The sequence below is a fragment of the Pseudomonas sp. TWI929 genome (assembly GCF_039673335.1).
Taxonomy (GTDB): domain Bacteria; phylum Pseudomonadota; class Gammaproteobacteria; order Pseudomonadales; family Pseudomonadaceae; genus Aquipseudomonas.
In genome coordinates this window covers 17,031-35,343 of record NZ_JBDJLK010000042.1, presented here as the reverse complement: position 1 = coordinate 35,343, position 18,313 = coordinate 17,031, and the positions used below count along the sequence as shown (strand labels likewise).

Genomic DNA, 18,313 nt, shown 5'->3' with positions numbered 1-18,313 from the left:
GGATGTTAGCAGGAGGCAGGCACCGGGCTCCAGCAATGGCGCTAACGTCACTTGTCGACTGGCCCTTTGCCGCTGTTAAATTTCTTTACATTTCTGGAACGATAGTACTCATGCCCGCCCAACTCAAACGCCGCCTGCTGGTCTTCTTCACCCTGGTGGCCATCATCGCCCTCGCCTTCCTGGCCCACTGGTACTTCAAGGGCCGCTTCTACGAGAGCACCGACAACGCCTATGTGCAGGGCGAGATCACCCGCATCTCCAGCCAACTGGGGGCACGCATCGACGCGGTGCCGGTTGAGGACAACCAGCACGTCAACAAAGGCGACCTGCTGGTGCGCCTGGAGGCCGCCGACTTCGAGCTGGCAATTGACCGCGCCCGCGCCGCCCTGGCCACCCGTGAAGCCGAATACGCACAGGCGCAAAGCCGCCTGACCCAACAGGGCAGCCTGATTGCCGCCGGCCAGGCCCAGGTGGCGGCCAACCAGGCCACCTTCGACCGCTCACGCCTGGACCTGAGCCGCGCGGAAAAACTGCGCAAGCCGGGGTTCGTGTCCGAAGAGCGGGTCACCACCCTGTCGGCGGATAGCCATGTCGCCGGCTCCCAGGTCGACAAGGCCCGCGCCGACCTGCAAAGCCAGCGCCAGCAGGTCAACGCCTTGAACGCCGAACTCAAACGCCTCGATGCGCAAATCGCCAATGCCCGCGCCGACCTTGCCCAGGCCGAACTGAACCTTACCCGCTGCGAAATCCGCGCGCCCATCAGCGGTACCATTGGCCAGCGCAACGCGCGCAATGGCCAGGTGGTGCAAGCTGGCGCCTACCTGTTGTCGATCGTGCCGGACGAAGACATCTGGGTGCAGGCCAACTTCAAGGAAACCCAGATCGGCCGCATGCAGCCCGGCCAGCGCGCCGAACTGCTGTTCGACAGCTACCCGGACACCCCCATCGAAGGCCGCGTCGACAGCCTGTTCGCCGCCTCGGGTGCGCAGTTCAGCCTGCTGCCGCCCGACAACGCCACCGGCAACTTCACCAAGGTGGTGCAACGCATCCCGGTGAAACTGACCTTCAGCGCCGGCAACCCACTGCACGGGCGTATTCGCCCCGGCATGTCGGTAACCGCTACCGTCGACTTGCGCAACGAAAACGAAGGCCACAATGGCCGGTGACCAGCTGTTGCGACCTACCGCCGAGCCCAGCCGGCGCGACTGGATCGCGGTAATGAGCGTAATGCTCGGCGCGTTCATGGCGGTGCTGGACATCCAGATCACCAACTCGTCGCTGAAGGACATCCAGGGCGCGCTGTCAGCAACCCTGGAAGAAGGCTCGTGGATTTCCACCTCGTACCTGGTAGCGGAAATCATCATGATCCCGCTGACCGCCTGGCTGGTGCAGCTGCTGTCGGCGCGGCGCCTGGCGGTGTGGGTATCCAGCGGTTTCCTGCTGTCGTCCTTGCTTTGCTCGATGGCCTGGAACCTGGAGAGCATGATCCTGTTCCGTGCCTTGCAGGGCTTTACCGGCGGCGCGCTGATCCCGCTGGCTTTTACCCTGACCCTGATCAAGCTGCCCGAGCGCCATCGCGCCAAGGGCATGGCCATGTTCGCCATGACCGCCACTTTCGCCCCCTCCATCGGCCCGACCCTGGGCGGCTGGCTGACCGAAAACTGGGGCTGGGAATACATCTTCTACATCAATATCCCGCCTGGCCTGGTGATGATCGCCGGCCTGCTGTACGGGCTGGAAAAGAAAGAGGCGCACTGGGAACTGCTGAAAAGCACCGATTACGCCGGCATCGTCACCCTGGGCGTAGGTTTGGGCTGCCTACAGGTGTTTCTTGAAGAAGGCCACCGCAAGGACTGGCTAGAGTCGCACCTGATCGTCGGCCTGGGCAGCGTCGCCCTGGTCAGCCTGATCACCTTCGTCATCGTGCAGTTTTCCAAGCCACACCCGCTGATCAACCTGCGCATCCTCGGCAACCGTAATTTCGGCCTGTCGAGCATCGCCAGCCTGGGCATGGGCGTGGGCCTGTACGGCTCGATCTACCTGTTGCCGCTGTACCTTGCGCAGGTGCAAGGCTACAACGCCTTGCAGATTGGCGAGGTGATCATGTGGATGGGCGTTCCGCAGCTGTTCCTGATCCCGCTGGTGCCGCAGCTGATGAAGGTGATATCGCCCAAGGTGCTGTGCGCCTTGGGGTTTTGCCTGTTCGGCGCTGCCAGTTTCGGTTCAGGCGTGCTCAACCCGGACTTTGCCGGGCCGCAGTTCAACCATATCCAGATCATCCGTGCGCTTGGCCAGCCGATGATCATGGTGACCATTTCGCTGATTGCCACGGCGTACATCCAGCCGCAGGATGCCGGGTCGGCGTCGAGCCTGTTCAATATCCTGCGTAACCTGGGCGGGGCAATCGGTATTGCCCTGCTGGCCACCCTGCTGGATGCACGGACCAAGGTGTATTTCGATTACCTGCGCGAATCGGTGGTACCGAACAACCCGCAGGTGGCGGAACGCCTGGCGCAACTGGCGGAACGGCTGGGCAATGACAATGCGGCGCTGGGCAAGCTGAGCGAGATTGCCCACCAGCAGGCGTTGATCATGGCTTACAACGATGCCTTCCACTTTGTCGGGATTGGTTTGGCGGTGAGCATGGTGGCGGTGTTGTTCACCCGCAAGTTGCCGGCGGGGTTGAAGGCTGGGGAGGCCCATTGAGCCAGTTACAGATGCTGCGCGGTCCCTGTGGGACCGCGCCAGGCTTCAGCTGGTAATCAACCGCTCGCGCAACTGGGCAATTTCGTCGCGCAACTGCGCCGCGGCTTCGAACTCCAGGTCGCGGGCGAACTGCATCATCTTCTCTTCCAGCTGCTTGATGCGCCTGGTGATCTCGCCCGGCGTACGCAGCTCGGCCTCGTAGCGGGCGCTTTCCTCCGCCGCCTTGGCCATGCCCTTGCGCTTCTTGCTGCGCGCACCGGGCACGGTGGCGCCTTCCATGATGTCGGTGATGTCCTTGACCACGCCCTTGGGCACGATGCCGTTGGCTTCGTTGAACGCGATCTGCTTCTCGCGGCGGCGCTCGGTTTCACCAATCGCCCGCTGCATCGAGCCGGTGACATTGTCGGCGTACAAAATAGCCCGACCATTGAGGTTACGCGCGGCACGACCAATGGTCTGGATCAGCGAGCGCTCGGAACGCAGGAAGCCTTCCTTGTCAGCATCGAGAATCGCCACCAGCGACACTTCAGGCATGTCCAGGCCTTCACGCAGCAGGTTGATGCCCACCAGCACGTCGAAGGTACCCAGGCGCAGGTCACGGATGATTTCCACCCGCTCCACGGTGTCGATGTCCGAGTGCAGGTAACGTACCCGCACGTCGTGGTCGGCCAGGTAGTCGGTAAGGTCCTCGGCCATGCGCTTGGTCAGCGTGGTGGCCAGCACCCGCTCGCCCTGCACCACACGCTTGCGGATTTCCGACAGCAGGTCATCGACCTGGGTGAGCGCCGGGCGCACCTCGACCTGCGGGTCGACCAGGCCGGTCGGGCGCACCACCTGCTCCACCACACGCCCGGCGTGCTCGCCCTCGTAGGGGCCCGGGGTGGCGGAAACGAAAATGGTCTGCGGGCTGACATCCTCCCACTCGTCGAAGCGCATGGGCCGGTTGTCCAGTGCCGAGGGCAGGCGGAAGCCGTACTCGACCAGGGTTTCCTTGCGCGAGCGGTCGCCCTTGTACATGGCGCCGACCTGCGGAACGCTGACGTGGGACTCGTCAATTACCAGCAGGGCGTCGGGCGGCAGGTAATCGTACAGGGTAGGCGGCGGCGCCCCGGCCGGGCGCCCGGACAGGTAGCGCGAGTAGTTTTCGATACCGTTGCAGTAGCCCAGTTCGAGGATCATCTCCAGGTCGAAGCGGGTGCGCTGCTCCAGGCGCTGGGCCTCGACCAGCTTGTTGGCCTTGTGCAGGTACTCAAGGCGCTCCTTCAGTTCTTCCTTTATGCCCTCCACCGCTTCCAGCAGGGTTTCCCGCGGGGTGACGTAGTGGCTCTTGGGGTAGAAGGTAAAACGCGGCAGCTTGCGGAAGACCTCACCGGTCAGCGGGTCGAAAGCGGCGATGTTCTCCACTTCGTCATCGAACAGCTCGATACGGATGGCTTCCAGGTCGGATTCGGCCGGGAAGATATCGATCACGTCGCCGCGAACGCGGAAGGTGGCGCGGGCGAAGTCCATTTCGTTGCGGGTGTACTGCAGGTCGGCCAGGCGGCGCAGCAGCGCGCGCTGGTCGAGCTTGTCGCCACGGTCCACGTGCAGGACCATTTTCAGGTAGGTCTCGGGGCTGCCCAGGCCATAGATGCACGACACGGTGGTGACGATGATCGCGTCGCGCCGTTCCAGCAGCGCCTTGGTCGCCGACAGGCGCATCTGCTCGATATGGTCGTTGATCGAGGCGTCCTTCTCGATGAAGGTGTCCGACGAGGGTACGTAGGCTTCCGGCTGGTAGTAGTCGTAATAGGATACGAAGTACTCCACCGCGTTGTTGGGGAAGAATGCCTTGAATTCGCCGTACAGCTGCGCAGCCAGGGTCTTGTTCGGCGCCAGTACCAGCGTCGGGCGCTGCACCTGCTGGATGACATTGGCGATGCTGAAGGTCTTGCCCGAGCCAGTCACCCCGAGCAGCGTCTGGTGCGACAGCCCCGCCTCGATGCCTTCGACCATCTGGCGGATGGCCTCGGGCTGGTCGCCGGCCGGCTGAAAACGGGTGACGAGCTGGAACTCGGACATGACGGACCTCGCGGTGCTGCAGCAACTGTAAATTTAGCCAGTAGTCTATACCCAAATGCGCCCGCCGGGGGGCGCTTTCAAGGCACAGCTGTGAGCGCGTGTAACGGTGGACCCGGCAATTAGACCAATGGTCGAAAAATATTTGCGCAAATAGCCGGAAAAGCTGCGCCAGAGTGTCGCGGTGACCGGTCGGTATCACTATACTGACTCCCCGTTTGTGCACCGCTTCAGTGCATTCGGCTGGAGCGTGTACGCCCTATCACTCTCCAATCAGAGCCGAAGTAACAATGAGCCTGTTTTCCGCTGTCGAGCTGGCACCCCGCGACCCTATCCTGGGCCTCAACGAAGCATTCAACGCCGACCCACGTACCGACAAGGTCAACCTGGGCGTGGGCGTGTACTGCAATGAGGAAGGCCGCATTCCGCTGCTGCGCGCCGTGATCGAAGCCGAAACCCAGCGTGCCGCCCAGCACGCCTCGCGCGGCTACCTGCCGATCGACGGCATCGCCACCTACGACCAGGCTGTGCAGAAGCTGCTGTTCGGCGCCGAGTCGCCACTGCTGGCCGCTGGCCGCGTGGTCACCGTGCAGGCCGTCGGCGGTACCGGCGCGCTGAAGATCGGTGCCGACTTCCTCAAGCGTATCTCGCCAAACGCCGTGGTTGCCATCAGCGACCCGAGCTGGGAAAACCACCGCGCGCTGTTCGAATCGGCCGGCTTCCCGGTGCAAACCTACCGCTACTACGACGCGCCGACCAACGACGTCAACCGCGCCGGCATGCTCGAAGACCTGAACGCCCTGCCATCCGGCTCGATCGTGGTACTGCACGCCTGCTGCCACAACCCGACCGGCGTCGACCTGAGCCTGGACGACTGGAAAAACGTCCTGGAAGTGGTCAAGGCCAAAGGCCACGTGCCGTTCCTCGACATGGCCTACCAGGGCTTTGGTGACGGCATCGCCGAAGACGCCTTCGCTGTGCGCCTGTTCGCCGAGTCGGGCCTGGAGTTCTTCGTTTCCAGCTCGTTCTCCAAGTCGTTCTCGCTGTACGGCGAGCGCGTCGGTGCGCTGTCGGTCGTCACCGCCTCCAAAGACGAGAGCACTCGCGTGCTGTCGCAGGTCAAGCGCGTGATCCGCACCACCTACTCCAACCCGCCAACCCACGGCGCAACCATCGTTGCCACCGTGCTGAACAGCGCCGAACTGCGCCAGATGTGGGAAACCGAACTGGCCGAGATGCGCGACCGCATCCACGGCATGCGCAAGCAGATGGTTTCGCTGCTGGCCGAGTATGGCGCCAACCGCGACTTCAGCTTCGTTGGCCGCCAGGTCGGCATGTTCTCCTACTCGGGCCTGACCGTTGAGCAGGTCGCCCGCCTGAAGAACGACTTCGGCATCTACGCCCTGGACACCGGCCGTATCGCCGTGGCCGCGCTGAACCAGAGCAACATCCACGTGGTCACCAAGGCTATCGTGGAAGTGCTGTAACTTATTGTTTTGCCTGGGGGTAGCTTGACTTCCTCCAGGCAATCGGTAAGATACGCGCAGATTCCGCGATAGCTCAGTCGGTAGAGCAAATGACTGTTAATCATTGGGTCCCTGGTTCGAGTCCAGGTCGCGGAGCCAAACATTGAAAACCTCCAGTTGCGCAAGCACTGGAGGTTTTTTTGTTGCACTTCCCTACTTAATAAGGCGCACGGCTGCTGTATCGTTCGGGCTCTGAACCGACGAACGCAGGCCATCATGACTGCCGACAACCTCACGCATAATGCCCAGCAAGCGGTAGCACTGGCCGCCAGCCAGGCCCTGCTGGCCAGCCAGCAAGCCACCTTCGCCGTGGGCGGCTGCATCATCGAGAATGCCACGGGCAAAGTACTGATCGCATTGCACAATCGCGTGCTCGAAGCAGTGCCAGGTAGCCAGGCACAACCGGCATTCCGCCTTCGCGACCCGACGGCTCACGGCGAACGGCAACTGGTGGACTGGTATTTCGAAAACCGGCAGCGCCTGGCACTGCCACCCACCCGCGAGCTAACCGTAGTCACTACGCTCGACCCCTGCGCCATGTGCGCGGGCGCCCTGTTGATGGCGGGGTTCAACGTAGCCGTCAGCGCCCTCGACACCTTCGCCGGCATCAACCATAACGGCCATTTCGACTTCCCCGGGCTGCCGGCAGCCCCACGCCAGTTGGCACAGGCCACCTGGGGTTACTACGCCGTCAGCCCCCCTTTTGCGCGCGAGTATGCCGGCGCCCTGCAAGGGCCGGTTTATGCCGGGCAGGCCCTGGATGCCGCAACGCTGGGCCTGACCAGCTCGTTGTTCGAGGTCAGCGTCAACCTGATTCACGACGAAAGCAGCAACACCGGCCTGCCACCCTCGGCATTGCAGGACCCAGCCAGCCTGCCTTCATCCAGCGAAGTACGCCAGGCGTTGGCGAGCTTGAGCCCATGGAGCCTGCGGGTCAGAAGCGAGCACCCGCGCATTCCCGGCCCCGAACTTGCTCAACCGCTGATTGAAGCCGCTACCGAAGGCGACGGGGACAATGCCGTGGCCTTGCTCGACCCGTTCGGCAATGTGCTGGCTTGCCTGGGTGGCGCGGAAAACGGCTCGCCCGTCCGCACAGCATTCATGGAGACTACCCGCGCTTATGCCGCATTGCGCTGGGCCTTGATGAACCATGCGCAGGCACAGGTACGCCGCGAAGCCCAGCAGTACCTGACCCATCCGCGGCACTGCACCTTCGTGCTGCTGCGCTTTCCAGACCCGACTGGCAGTGAAGCGGTCATGACCCTGGGCGCGCATGGCTCAACGGTGGAGCGGCACACAGTGCCCTCATTCCCTTCCAGCCTGCAGTACGTTTTGCTGCCGCCTGGCAGGTCGAACAAGGAGGTGGCGCTGTTGGCGCAACACCTGCCGCCGTTCTACACCCAGAACGTTCAGGTCGCACCCTGCCAGGTGCTTGATGACGCGCTGGTACAGGCTGTCACGCACCAGCTCAGTGCGTAGCACCTGACGCCGAATAGGGCAGTGTGACTTCACTGCCCTCGTCCACCAGGCTCCAGACCAGCAGTTTGGCTGGCTGGGTCTTGCTGGCGTTGCGCGACACGCGGTGCACGGTACCTGGGGCTTCGTACCAATATTCACCGACCTTGTAGATTTTCTCCGATTCGTCGTTCAGCTTCGACGCCACCGCCCCTTCCAAGACGTAGGCCATGACTGCGCCTGGGTGCTGATGCGCGGGTGATGCTTCACCCGGTGCGTAGCTGACGGTGAGCATGACGGCGGTTTTGCCGGGGGCGTTGGAGGGTTGCTGTTGTTGCAGGACCTTGACCTGGTCGGCAACGTCGCCGTGGGCCCAGGCGGGGGTTTGAGCGACAAGCAGGGCGAAAAGGATGATGGACAGGGGTTTCATGGGCTAATTCCTGGAGGGCAGATTCCTGCAGGTTAGGCCCTGACCGGCTGAAGACAAATGGCCAATTCGGGGGAAAAGCAGGGGGCCGATTTTTCCTGTGCCGGCCTCTTCGCGGGCTCGCCCGCACCCACAGGTACGGTGGCGCTCTCAAGGCCTGTGGAGTATCTGTGGGAGCTGGCTTGCCGGCGATTGGGCTGCACAGCAGCCCCAGAAATCTCAGCAATTACGCCCGATCGGGTAGAACTCCCCCCCACTCCAAACCCCAAGCCACTCTTCACCCTCGATCTCCCGCGGCACCGCCAGCTCCACCAACTGGTAGAACACATTGCGATGGATCAGCGCCTCAAGGTTGCTGCGCATCAGCACATACGGCGATGGCTCCTGCGTTACCGGGTCGATCACCACGCGCAGCGGGTTGGCCGGCCCGGCCTCGACCTGGTCCTCGACATTGCTGGTAAAGCGCAGCACCTGCTGCTCACCCTCCCCTTGCACCTCCAGCGCCACGGCCACAAACGGCGCGTCGTCGACGCGAATGCCGACCTTCTCCACCGGGGTAATCAGGAAATAGTCATCGCCATCGCGGCGAATGATGGTGGAGAACAGCCGCACCATCGGCTTGCGCCCGATCGGCGTGCCCAGGTAGTACCAGGTGCCATCGCGGGCGATGCGCATGTCGATATCGCCACAGAAGTCCGGGTTCCACAGATGCACCGGCGGCAGGCCCTTGGCCTTGGGAATCTGCGCCAGAAGATCATTGGCCTTGCCGGTATCGCTCATCACGCTTGCCTCATTCACTCATGCCCAGAAGGCTACGAGCGTACTCGCGCATCGGCGCACCAAGCAAATCCTCCGGGGTATTGTCGTGAAACGTCAACAAACCGCCACGGCTCTTGATACGTGCGGTGTCGATCAGGTAACGGGTGTTGGTTTCGATCAGCATCACCTGCACCACGCCGCTGTCCCAACCCAGGCGGTCTACGGCCTGTTCGTCATACCACTCGTCGCCATTGCCGATACGGTCGTCGGTGCGGGCGAAACGGGTGTACAGCACATAGTCGGCGCCCAGCGAACGCGCCTGGGCAATGGCCTCTTCCAGGCCCAACGGGCCTTGGGCGCGGCGCACCAGCGGGAAATACTCGACAAAGCTCTTGAAGGCTTCCTCGGCCACCGCGTTCTGCCGTGGCACCGGGCCTTTGCCTGGCGGCATGAACGCGCCCTGGCCGATGAAGATGAACGAGTCGGGTTGCAGGCGGATCGACAGGGAGCGCCGGGTTTCGCTGTGGTCCAGCAGACCGGCATCGCTCATGTGATAGCGCACGCCCTCGCCCATATCGCTGACATTCATGCAGCCGCCCAGCGCCATCAGCGCCAGCAGCAAGACCAGGCTACGCATCTTTCCTCCAATGGCCGGCGACGAAAAACCGGCGAATAGCCGGCGGATGCAGCTTTTGCGCCAGCTTCAGCCACCGATCACTTTCATCACCGTCACGCCGCCGGAAAACGTCAGGTCCTGCTTGTCGGCCAAGGCCTTGACCAGCAAGCGCTGCAGGGCCGGCAGGGCCTGATGGCGCGGCTTTTCCAGCAGGTCGCCGACAAAGTGGCGGTTGCCCGAGGACAGGCAACCATGCAGCCAGCCCGTGGAGGACAGGCGCAGCCGCGAACAGGTACGGCAAAACGGTACGCTTTCGTTGGCGATCACCCCGAAGTGGCCTTTGCCGGGTACTTGATAGCGCAGGGCGGTGGCGTCCAGTGGCGCGTCGACCTGGGCATAGGCATGCTGGCCACCGATCAGCGCCAACAGTTGCTCAAGGCTGACGAACTGTTGCAGGAAGGCGTTGCGGTCACGGGCCAGGTGGCCCATGCGCATGAGTTCGATGAAGCGCAGCTCATAACCGCGCTCAAGGCAGTAATCCAGCAGCGGCAGCACCTGATCGAGGTTTTGCCCGCGCATCGGCACCATGTTTACCTTCAACTGCATGCCCAAGGCACTGGCCTGCTGCATCCCCGCCAACACGCTGGCCAGGTCACCACCCCTGGCGATACGGCGAAAGGCCACGGGGTCGAGGGTGTCGAGGGAAACATTCAGGCGGCGGATACCAGCCGCCTGCAACTGGGGCAACTTGCGCGCCAGCAGCTGGCCATTGGTAGTCAGCGAGATATCGTCGAGGCCGAGCTTGGCCACGGCAACCAGGAAGGCATCCAGGCGCGGGCTGACCAACGGTTCGCCGCCAGTAATGCGCAAGCGCTCGATGCCGGCGGCTTCAATCAGGTAGGCCACGCCACGGGCCAGGGCATCCGCCGACAGTTCGTCCTGCGCAGCCACCAGGCGTTTGCCGTCTGGTACGCAGTAGGTACAGGCATAGTTGCAGGCAGCCGTCAGGCTGACGCGCAGGTTGCGAAAACGCCTGCCTTGACGATCGACGATCATGAATGACTCCGGCATGGGTGATGGGGCTGGCAAAAGCTGACTCATAAATCAGGTTTTTGCAAGCCCTACACACATTGCCGGTGTTCGTATCAGTATCAAGCCGCCACAATATCTGTAGGAGCGGCCTTGCGTCGCGAACGGGCTGCGAAGCAGCCCCAGGGTTTCAGCACAAATGTACAAATTGCCGGGGCTGCTTTGCAGCCCTTTCGCGACACAAGGCCGCTCCTACACAGGTCCTGTGCATGCATTAAGGCAGCGAATATCAGTTCGACGGTTCCGGGTCGCGCTTGCGCTTGTTGCCCATGCGCACACCAATGTCCATCAGGAACTGGAAGAAGCCTTCCTGGTCTTCCAGCACATTGCTCCAGAATGGCGAGTGATACAGTGCCACGGCGCCGTGCACCAGCGCCCAGGCAGCGCAGTAGTGGAAATACGGCGGCACGTCTTCGAGCTTGCCTTCGCTGATGCGGCCCTTGATCAGCTGGGTCAGGCGGTCGAAGTTGGAGGCACGGATACTGTGCAGCTGCTCGACCATTTCCGGTACCTGGTTGCCCTTGACCACCTTTTCTTCCAGGCGGTCGAACAGCCGGTAGCGTTGCGGGTCACGCATGCGGAACTCGAAGTAGGCGCGCGACAGGGCTTCCTTGTCGCGGTCGACGTCGGCCGAATGCAACAGCTCGTTCAGGTCGCGCTCGTAGTCGAGCATCAGGCGCAGGTAGATCTCCGCCTTGGACTTGAAGTGCTTGTAGATCGTGCCTTTGCCGATGCCCACGGCGTCAGCGATCATCTCGACGGTAACGCTGTCTTCACCCTGTTCAAGAAACAGTTTGAGCGAGGTGTCGAGGATTTCCTGTTCGCGACGGCGAAACTCACGGACCTTACGAGGTTCTTTCTGCATAGGAAGGACTGGATGACAATCGAAGCGGTTTATTATGCCTAACTTGCGGGAAATTGCACGGATCATCCAAGCATGTCTGTGTTTCACGATGCTTACGGCCATGCGCTGCGGGAGGAATGGAACGTCGACGTATTCCAAATCTGTTTAAAAAACGACCAAGAGGCACTGGCACTGCGCCAAACCTGACCAATACTTGAAGTGTTGGCGCGGCGCATCCCCCCCAAGTGGCGCGCCGATAAAGGTGCTCAGGGACCGCGTACCTTTGTTTTACTCCTAATGGTCTTAACCCGGATTCCCCCCCCAGAACCCGGGTTTTTTTTGGGTGTTTACAAGGGGCGCGCGCCAATGGCACAGGCGGGACTGGCCCGAAACAGATGTGGGAGCGGCCTTGCGTCGCGATGCGCCGCGCGGGCGGCGCTCGATCTCATAGGCGCTGAAATTGTTGTGGCAGGCACCTGGTGGCCATCACACAATCTTCAACCCCGGTGATTCAAGCCACCCGCGCCAGCGGGAACAACCGCTTGAAGTTGGCCGTGGTCTGCTCCGCAAGCTGCTCATAACTGGCCCCGCGCAACGAAGCCACATACTCCGCCACCTCCCGCACATACTGCGGCAAATTAGGCTTGCCACGGTGCGGTATCGGCGCCAGGTACGGCGAATCGGTCTCCACCAGCAACCGATCGACCGGCACCTGCCGCGCCACTTCGCGCAGGGCATCGGCATTGCGGAAGGTAACGATGCCCGACAGCGAAATGTAATACCCCAGGTCCAGCGCCGCCTTGGCCATCTCCCAGTCCTCGGTAAAGCAATGCAGCACGCCAGCCTGCGGCAAGCTGGCCTCACGCAGCAGCGCCAGGGTGTCGGCACGCGCCGCCCGGGTATGCACGATCACCGGTTTGCCAGTCTGCCGCGAGGCCTCCAGGTGCAGGCGGAACGAAGCCTGCTGCAACTCGGCAGCCTCAGGCTCGTAGTGGTAATCCAGCCCGGTCTCACCAATCGCCACTGCATGCGGGTGGCTCAGTTCGCGCAGCAGCCATTCCAGCGCCGGGGTTTCACCCGGCGCCAGGTCCAGCGGGTGCACGCCCACCGAGCAATCGACATCGGCGTATTGCTCACTCAGCGCCTTCACCGCGCCGGCGTTCTCGGCACTTACGCCAATGCACAGGAAATGCCCGACCCCGCGCTCACGCGCCGCCTGCAGGGCAGCATCGAGCGAGCCCTGGTGGGCGCTGAGGTCAAGACGGTCGAGGTGGCAATGGGAATCTACGAGCATGGGATAACAGCACACATGAAAAATGGGAAATCAGCGGGCGCCCGGCAATTGCAGCCAGTGGGCCAGCAGCGATTCAAGCAGCAGGGCGCGGTTGAGGTTGGCCTTGCCCAGCACCTTCTGGCGCTGCTCCAGAATCCACGCCTGCACCTCCAGCACCTTGGCCTGGCGGCTCTTCTGCGCCAGGTATTGCACTACCTTGCGCATATCAGCCAAGCCTAACCCCTCCTCGTCCTGGGTCAACTGGTAGCGCAGGATCAGGTGCGCCCAATCGCAGAACCAGTCGAACAGCAGCAACAGCGGCACACCGTTCCAGGCATCGGCCAACTGGCTGGGTGACTGCTGCTGCTTGAGCAGCTTCTTCACCCCTTCAGTGACCAGCGCACGCTGCTCGCGCACGCCTTGCGCCTGCAGGCTGACCGCCATCAGCGGTGAGCCGGCAGCCAGGGCCAACAACTCGTCGCGCTCGGCCTCGTCACTTTCGGGTAGCGCACCAGCCAGCCAGGCCCGGCTCTGGGCCAGCCTGGGCTGCGGGCAGGCAACCTGCTGGCAGCGGCTTTTGATGGTCGGCAGCAGGCGGCTGGGCTGGTGCGTAACCAACAGCAGCACAGTATCGCCAGAAGGCTCTTCGAGGCTTTTGAGCAGTGCATTGGAGGCGTTGACGTTCATCGCCTCCACCGGCTCGATCAACACCACCTTGCGCCCACCCAACTGAGCCGTCTGCACCACGAAGGCCACCAGCTCGCGCACCTGGTCGACCTTGATCGGCTTGTCGGCCTCCTCAGGCTCAAGGACGTAGTTGTCCGGGTGGCTACCGGCCTTGAGCAGCAGGCAGGATTTACACCCGCCGCAGGCGTCCAGCCCATGGGGCTGCTGGCAAAGCAGGCGAGCCATCAGGCGCTCGGCCAGGGCCCGCTTGCCGATACCTTGCGGCCCGTGCAGCAGGTAGGCGTGGGCGTGCTGGCTGCGGCCGGCGAGTTGCTGCCAGAGGGCCTGCTGCCAGGGGTAGGCCTCAGCCACGGCAACGTTCCAGAATACCCGGCAGCAGCGCATCGATATCGCGTTGCACAGCCTCCAGGGGCTGGGCAGCATCGAGCAGGCTGTAGCGCTGCGGCTCACGCTGGGCGCGCTGCAGGTAAGCCTGGCGTACCGCTTCAAAGAACGCCTGGCCTTCCTGTTCGAAGCGGTCCAGGCGACCGCGGGCAGCGGCGCGGGCCAAGCCTACTTCGACCGGCAGGTCGAAGACCAGGGTCAGGCCTGGGCGCAGGTCGCCCTGGACGAATTGCTCCAGGGTGGCGATACGCTCAACCGACAAACCGCGGCCTGCGCCCTGATAGGCATAGGTGGCATCGGTGAAGCGGTCACACAACACCACAGCCCCACGGGCCAGTGCCGGGCGGATCACCTGTGCCAGGTGCTGGGCGCGGGCGGCGAACACCAGCAGCAGCTCGGTGTCGGCTGCCATGCTCTCCTCGCTGGGGGCCAACAGCAGCTCACGCACCTTCTCGGCCAACGGCGTGCCGCCAGGCTCGCGGGTCAGAACCACATCCAGGCCCTGCTCGCGCAGGCGTGCAGCCAGGTAGTCGCGGTTGGTGCTCTTGCCCGCGCCTTCGGGGCCTTCCAAAGTAATAAACAAGCCGCTCACAGGCAGTCCTTAATGTTGATCGTCAGGCGTCGGCCGTTCGGCCGCTTGCGCGCCGCCAGCAGGGGCGCCCTGCACGGGTGCCTCGTCGGGCGCTGGCTGCGCTGCCGGCTCATCCGCCGGGGGCTGCGCGTCGTCGTCGCTCGGCGGCTGCTCGGTATCATCGCTACCTGGCTTTGCCTCTTGCTGCGGTGCGGGGCTGGAGCGGTAGTCCGCCCGGCGCTTCAGCTGGAACTCGCGCACCGCCGAGTTGTGGTCGTCCAGGTCGTCGGAGAACACATGGCTGCCATCGCCACGGGCGACGAAGTACAGGCTGGTGCCATCGGACGGGTTGAGCGCCGCGTGTATCGCCTCGCGGCCAACCATGGCGATGGGCGTCGGCGGCAGCCCCGTCATGGTGTAGGTGTTGTAGGGCGTCGGCTCGCGCAGGTCGGCGCGGGTGATCTTGCCGTTGTAGCGCTCACCCATGCCGTAGATCACCGTCGGGTCGGTCTGCAGCATCATGCCCAGGCGCAAGCGCCGTACGAAAACGCCAGCGATCTGCCCGCGCTCCTGGGGGATACCGGTTTCCTTCTCCACCAACGAGGCCATGATCAGCGCCTGGTACGGGTCGCGGTATGGCAGGTCGGTAGTGCGCTCCGCCCATTCCTTGGCCAGCACTTCGTCCAGGCGCATGTAGGCTTGCTGCAACAACTCGACGTCGCTCATGCCGCGCACGAAGCGGTAGGTGTCCGGGAAGAAGCGGCCCTCGGGGAACACGCCGGTATGGCCGAGCTTGTCCATCACTTCGGAATCCGACAGGCCATCGAGGGTGTGCTTGATCTTTTCATGCTTGGCCACGGCCGAGCGCACCTGGCGGAAGGTCCAGCCTTCGACCAGGGTCAGGTTGTACTGCACCACGTCGGCCCGACGCCAGGCGTCGAACAGCTGCTCGACGGTCATGCCGGGGGTGAGGCGATATTCGCCGGTGTGCAAGGGGGTACCGGCCATGTTGAAGCGCCAGTACAAGCGCAACCAGACCGCGTCGTCGAGCAACCCTTCGCTCTGCATGCGATAGAACATGCGGTTGGGGTTGGTGCCATTGGGCACGTCGAGCAAGCGCTCTTGCGTAACATGCAAGGGCTGCTCCAGGACCGAATTGACCTTCCAGGCCGACCAGCCCAAGGCCAGGCCGGCGAGGATCAAGCCCATTTCCAGCAGCAGCAGGAATTTACGTCTCACGAATTCAGGTTTCCAGTAACGTACGGGCAACGGCCTGCAGTTTACGGGTGAGCGGGCCCGGCGACCAGTTTAGCGCGGCAATGCCAAGCACGGGCCAGATGCCGTAGACGCTATTGCAAACAAATACTTCATCTGCCTGCTCCAGCATGTCGAACGGCAGGTCGCGGACCTGCGCCGGAATGCCCAGCAGCTGTGCCTGTTCCAGCAACGCGGCACGCATCACTCCGGCGACGCCGCAGCGGCTGAGGTCGGCCGTAAGCAACACGCCATCGCGCACCAGGAACAGATTGCTGTACACCCCTTCGATCACCCTGCCCTGCCCGTCACGCATCAGGCCTTCGGCATGTTCGCTGTCCTGCCATTCGGCACGGGCCAGCACCTGCTCCAGGCGGTTGAGGTGTTTGAGGCCAGCCAGCAACGGTTGTTCCCCAAGCCGGGTCTGGCATGGGAACAAACGCACGCCCTGCTCGGCATGTTCGACAGGATAGCTGGGCAACGGGCTGCCCTGCAGGATTCGCCGCGGTGCGGCACCGGCAACTGGCGCATAGCCACGCTGGCTGTCGCCCCGGGTAAGGATAAGTTTGGCTACACCATCACCGAGCTGGCTGGCATAGCGCAACAGTTCGTCGCGCACCAGCGCCAGGTCGGCGCTGATCGCCAGGCGCTGGCAACCCAGCGCCAGGCGTGCGAGGTGGCCGTCCAGCAAGCTGGGCCGGCCGCCGCGCACGGCAATGGTCTCGAACAGGCCATCGCCGTAGGCCAGGCCGCGGTTCTGCAGGTTGACTGCAGCCGCCGGCTGGCCATCGACCCAGCTGTGCATCAACCGGCGAACCGGCGGAATACCAGCGAACCGTTGGTGCCGCCAAAGCCGAACGAGTTGGACAGCACCACGTCGATTGGCATGCTGCGCGCCTGGTGCGGCACGAAGTCAAGGTCACAGCCTTCGTCCGGCTCGTCAAGGTTGATGGTGGGCGGTGCCATCTGGCTGTTGATCGCCAGCACGCTGAAGATGGCCTCTACAGCACCAGCGGCGCCCAGCAGGTGGCCGGTCATCGACTTGGTCGAGCTGACCGCCAGCTTGTAGGCATGCTCGCCGAACACGCGCTTGATCGCAGCCACTTCGGCCACATCGCCCGCAGGGGTCGAGGTGCCGTGGGCGTTGATGTAGCTGACCTCTTCCGGCTGGATACCAGCATCGCGCAGGGCGTTGGCCATGCAGCGGGCAGCACCTTCGCCGGTGTCGGGTGGCGAGGTCATGTGGTAGGCGTCGCCGCTCATGCCGAAACCAACCAGCTCGGCATAGATGGTCGCACCACGGGCCTTGGCGTGTTCCAGTTCTTCGAGCACCAGGGCACCGGCACCGTCGGACAGCACGAAGCCATCACGGCCCTTGTCCCACGGGCGGCTGGCCCGGCTTGGCTCGTCGTTGCGGGTAGACAGCGCACGCGAGGCACCGAAACCGCCCATGCCCAGGCCGCAAGCGGCCATTTCGGCGCCGCCGGCGATCATCACATCAGCCTCACCGTAGGCGATATTGCGTGCGGCCATGCCGATGCAATGGGTGCCGGTGGTGCAGGCGGTGGCAATGGCGTAGTTCGGCCCTTGCAAACCCAGGTGGATCGACAGGAACCCGGAGATCATGTTGATGATCGAGCCCGGCACGAAGAACGGCGAAATACGGCGCGGCCCCGAATCGTGCAGGGTGCGGCTGGTTTCTTCGATGTTGGTCAGGCCGCCGATACCCGAGCCCATGGCCACGCCAATACGCTCGCGGTTGGCGTCGGTGACTTCCAGGCCGGCATTACGCACTGCCTGGAAACCGGCCGCCAGGCCGTACTGGATGAACAGGTCGAGCTTGCGGGCCTCTTTGGCCGACAGGTATTGCTCAACCTCGAAGCCTTTCACCGAGCCGCCAAAACGGGTGGAGTAGGCAGACAGGTCCGTGTGTTCGATCGGACCAATGCCACTGCGGCCAGCCAGAATGCCCTGCCAGGTGCTCGGTACATCGGTACCCAGTGGCGACAGCATACCCATACCGGTGACCACGACGCGTCTACGCGACACAGTACTCTCCTTTTCTAATAACAGAGTCTCTTGCCATTGCATTCAAGCGCTGGAATGAAATGGCAACAGGCTCTTGGTGCGCGGTGAACGAAGCGGCCTGGAAAATGCGGGGCGCTCGCAAAGAAAAAACCGCACGCCGGCAAAGGCAGTGCGGTTTTCCCCGACAAGAAGCGTCGACTAAAGCGTCTTAGGCCTGGTGGCTTTTGACGTAGTCTACGGCAGCTTGAACGGTAGTGATCTTCTCGGCTTCTTCGTCAGGGATTTCGGTCTCGAATTCCTCTTCCAGAGCCATCACCAGCTCAACGGTGTCAAGCGAATCGGCACCCAGGTCATCGACGAAGGACTTCTCGAGAGTCACTTCTTCTTCCTTGACGCCCAGTTGCTCGGCGACGATTTTCTTGACGCGTTCTTCGATGGTGCTCATACCTAGTTTTCACTCCTAATGGACATATGTCAGGCAGCTGGCCGGTGGCTAATTTTATAGAAAGACGATCGCTTTTCAAGCGAAACGCACCTTCAGGCTAGTCACCACACCCGCTGCCTGGAATCTGGTTGCAGCTTTATAACGGATTTTAGGCTCGCAGTATGACTCTTTTTTTACGAAATCCGTCACAT

Annotated in this window: 17 protein-coding genes and 1 tRNA gene; 5 read left to right on the top strand and 13 right to left on the bottom strand. The window is 62.9% G+C overall.

Annotated elements, in window-relative coordinates; genetic code table 11:
• Positions 1–110 precede the first annotated feature (110 nt).
• Positions 111–1,166, top strand: coding sequence for an HlyD family secretion protein (locus ABE456_RS17545; RefSeq protein WP_346645039.1), 1,056 nt, complete (start codon positions 111–113; stop codon positions 1,164–1,166).
• Positions 1,156–2,706: an MDR family MFS transporter gene (locus ABE456_RS17540; protein ID WP_346645038.1), complete on the top strand. Its 1,551-nt coding sequence runs from the start codon at positions 1,156–1,158 to the stop codon at positions 2,704–2,706. The genes ABE456_RS17545 and ABE456_RS17540 overlap by 11 nt, the downstream gene beginning before the upstream one ends.
• Positions 2,707–2,751: 45 nt before the next feature.
• On the opposite strand, the gene uvrB is transcribed toward ABE456_RS17540, so the two are convergent.
• Entirely contained in the window at positions 2,752–4,767 is a 2,016-nt protein-coding gene (uvrB, locus tag ABE456_RS17535) for an excinuclease ABC subunit UvrB (protein WP_346645037.1), read from the bottom strand.
• Positions 4,768–5,054: 287 nt separating this feature from the next.
• Here uvrB and ABE456_RS17530 point away from each other — a divergent pair, with 287 nt between their 5' ends.
• From ABE456_RS17530 to ABE456_RS17520, 3 genes are all read left to right on the top strand, one after another.
• Entirely contained in the window at positions 5,055–6,251 is a 1,197-nt protein-coding gene (locus ABE456_RS17530) for an amino acid aminotransferase (protein WP_346645036.1), read from the top strand.
• 62 nt (positions 6,252–6,313) lie between these two features.
• Positions 6,314–6,389 (top strand) — tRNA-Asn (locus ABE456_RS17525).
• A 117-nt stretch (positions 6,390–6,506) separates the two neighbouring features.
• Positions 6,507–7,769, top strand: a complete 1,263-nt coding sequence (locus ABE456_RS17520; protein WP_346645035.1) for a nucleoside deaminase — start codon at positions 6,507–6,509, stop codon at positions 7,767–7,769.
• On the opposite strand, the gene ABE456_RS17515 is transcribed toward ABE456_RS17520, so the two are convergent.
• The 12 genes from ABE456_RS17515 to acpP form a co-directional block, all read right to left on the bottom strand.
• Positions 7,759–8,175 (bottom strand): cupin domain-containing protein, encoded by a 417-nt coding sequence (locus ABE456_RS17515; RefSeq protein ID WP_346645034.1) that lies wholly within the window; start codon positions 8,173–8,175, stop codon positions 7,759–7,761. The two genes, ABE456_RS17520 and ABE456_RS17515, sit on opposite strands and share 11 nt — an antisense overlap.
• A 216-nt stretch (positions 8,176–8,391) precedes the next feature.
• A complete protein-coding gene (locus ABE456_RS17510) occupies positions 8,392–8,952 on the bottom strand; it encodes a DUF1285 domain-containing protein (protein WP_346645033.1) in 561 nt (186 codons plus the stop codon).
• Between the two features lie 10 nt (positions 8,953–8,962).
• Complete coding sequence (locus ABE456_RS17505) at positions 8,963–9,568, bottom strand: DUF4823 domain-containing protein (RefSeq protein ID WP_346645032.1); 606 nt, start codon at positions 9,566–9,568, stop codon at positions 8,963–8,965.
• Positions 9,569–9,634: 66 nt separating this feature from the next.
• Complete coding sequence (locus tag ABE456_RS17500; RefSeq protein ID WP_346645031.1) at positions 9,635–10,603, bottom strand: radical SAM protein; 969 nt, start codon at positions 10,601–10,603, stop codon at positions 9,635–9,637.
• A 262-nt stretch (positions 10,604–10,865) separates the two neighbouring features.
• Positions 10,866–11,501: a TetR/AcrR family transcriptional regulator gene (locus ABE456_RS17495; RefSeq protein WP_346645030.1), complete on the bottom strand. Its 636-nt coding sequence runs from the start codon at positions 11,499–11,501 to the stop codon at positions 10,866–10,868.
• Between the two features lie 490 nt (positions 11,502–11,991).
• Positions 11,992–12,774: a TatD family hydrolase gene (locus ABE456_RS17490; RefSeq protein WP_346645029.1), complete on the bottom strand. Its 783-nt coding sequence runs from the start codon at positions 12,772–12,774 to the stop codon at positions 11,992–11,994.
• 30 nt (positions 12,775–12,804) lie between these two features.
• Entirely contained in the window at positions 12,805–13,791 is a 987-nt protein-coding gene (locus ABE456_RS17485; protein WP_346645028.1) for a DNA polymerase III subunit delta', read from the bottom strand.
• Positions 13,784–14,416, bottom strand: a complete 633-nt coding sequence (tmk, locus tag ABE456_RS17480; protein ID WP_346645027.1) for a dTMP kinase — start codon at positions 14,414–14,416, stop codon at positions 13,784–13,786. The genes ABE456_RS17485 and tmk overlap by 8 nt, the downstream gene beginning before the upstream one ends.
• Before the next feature lie 9 nt (positions 14,417–14,425).
• Positions 14,426–15,634, bottom strand: a complete 1,209-nt coding sequence (gene mltG / locus ABE456_RS17475; protein ID WP_346645026.1) for an endolytic transglycosylase MltG — start codon at positions 15,632–15,634, stop codon at positions 14,426–14,428.
• Positions 15,635–15,638: 4 nt separating this feature from the next.
• Entirely contained in the window at positions 15,639–16,454 is an 816-nt protein-coding gene (gene pabC, locus ABE456_RS17470) for an aminodeoxychorismate lyase (protein ID WP_346645025.1), read from the bottom strand.
• Positions 16,454–17,698: a beta-ketoacyl-ACP synthase II gene (gene fabF / locus ABE456_RS17465; RefSeq protein ID WP_012271164.1), complete on the bottom strand. Its 1,245-nt coding sequence runs from the start codon at positions 17,696–17,698 to the stop codon at positions 16,454–16,456. The genes pabC and fabF overlap by 1 nt, the downstream gene beginning before the upstream one ends.
• A 187-nt stretch (positions 17,699–17,885) precedes the next feature.
• The gene (gene acpP, locus ABE456_RS17460; protein WP_063911722.1) at positions 17,886–18,122 is read right to left on the bottom strand and encodes an acyl carrier protein; all 237 of its coding nucleotides are present in this window, start codon (positions 18,120–18,122) and stop codon (positions 17,886–17,888) included.
• Positions 18,123–18,313 lie beyond the last annotated feature (191 nt).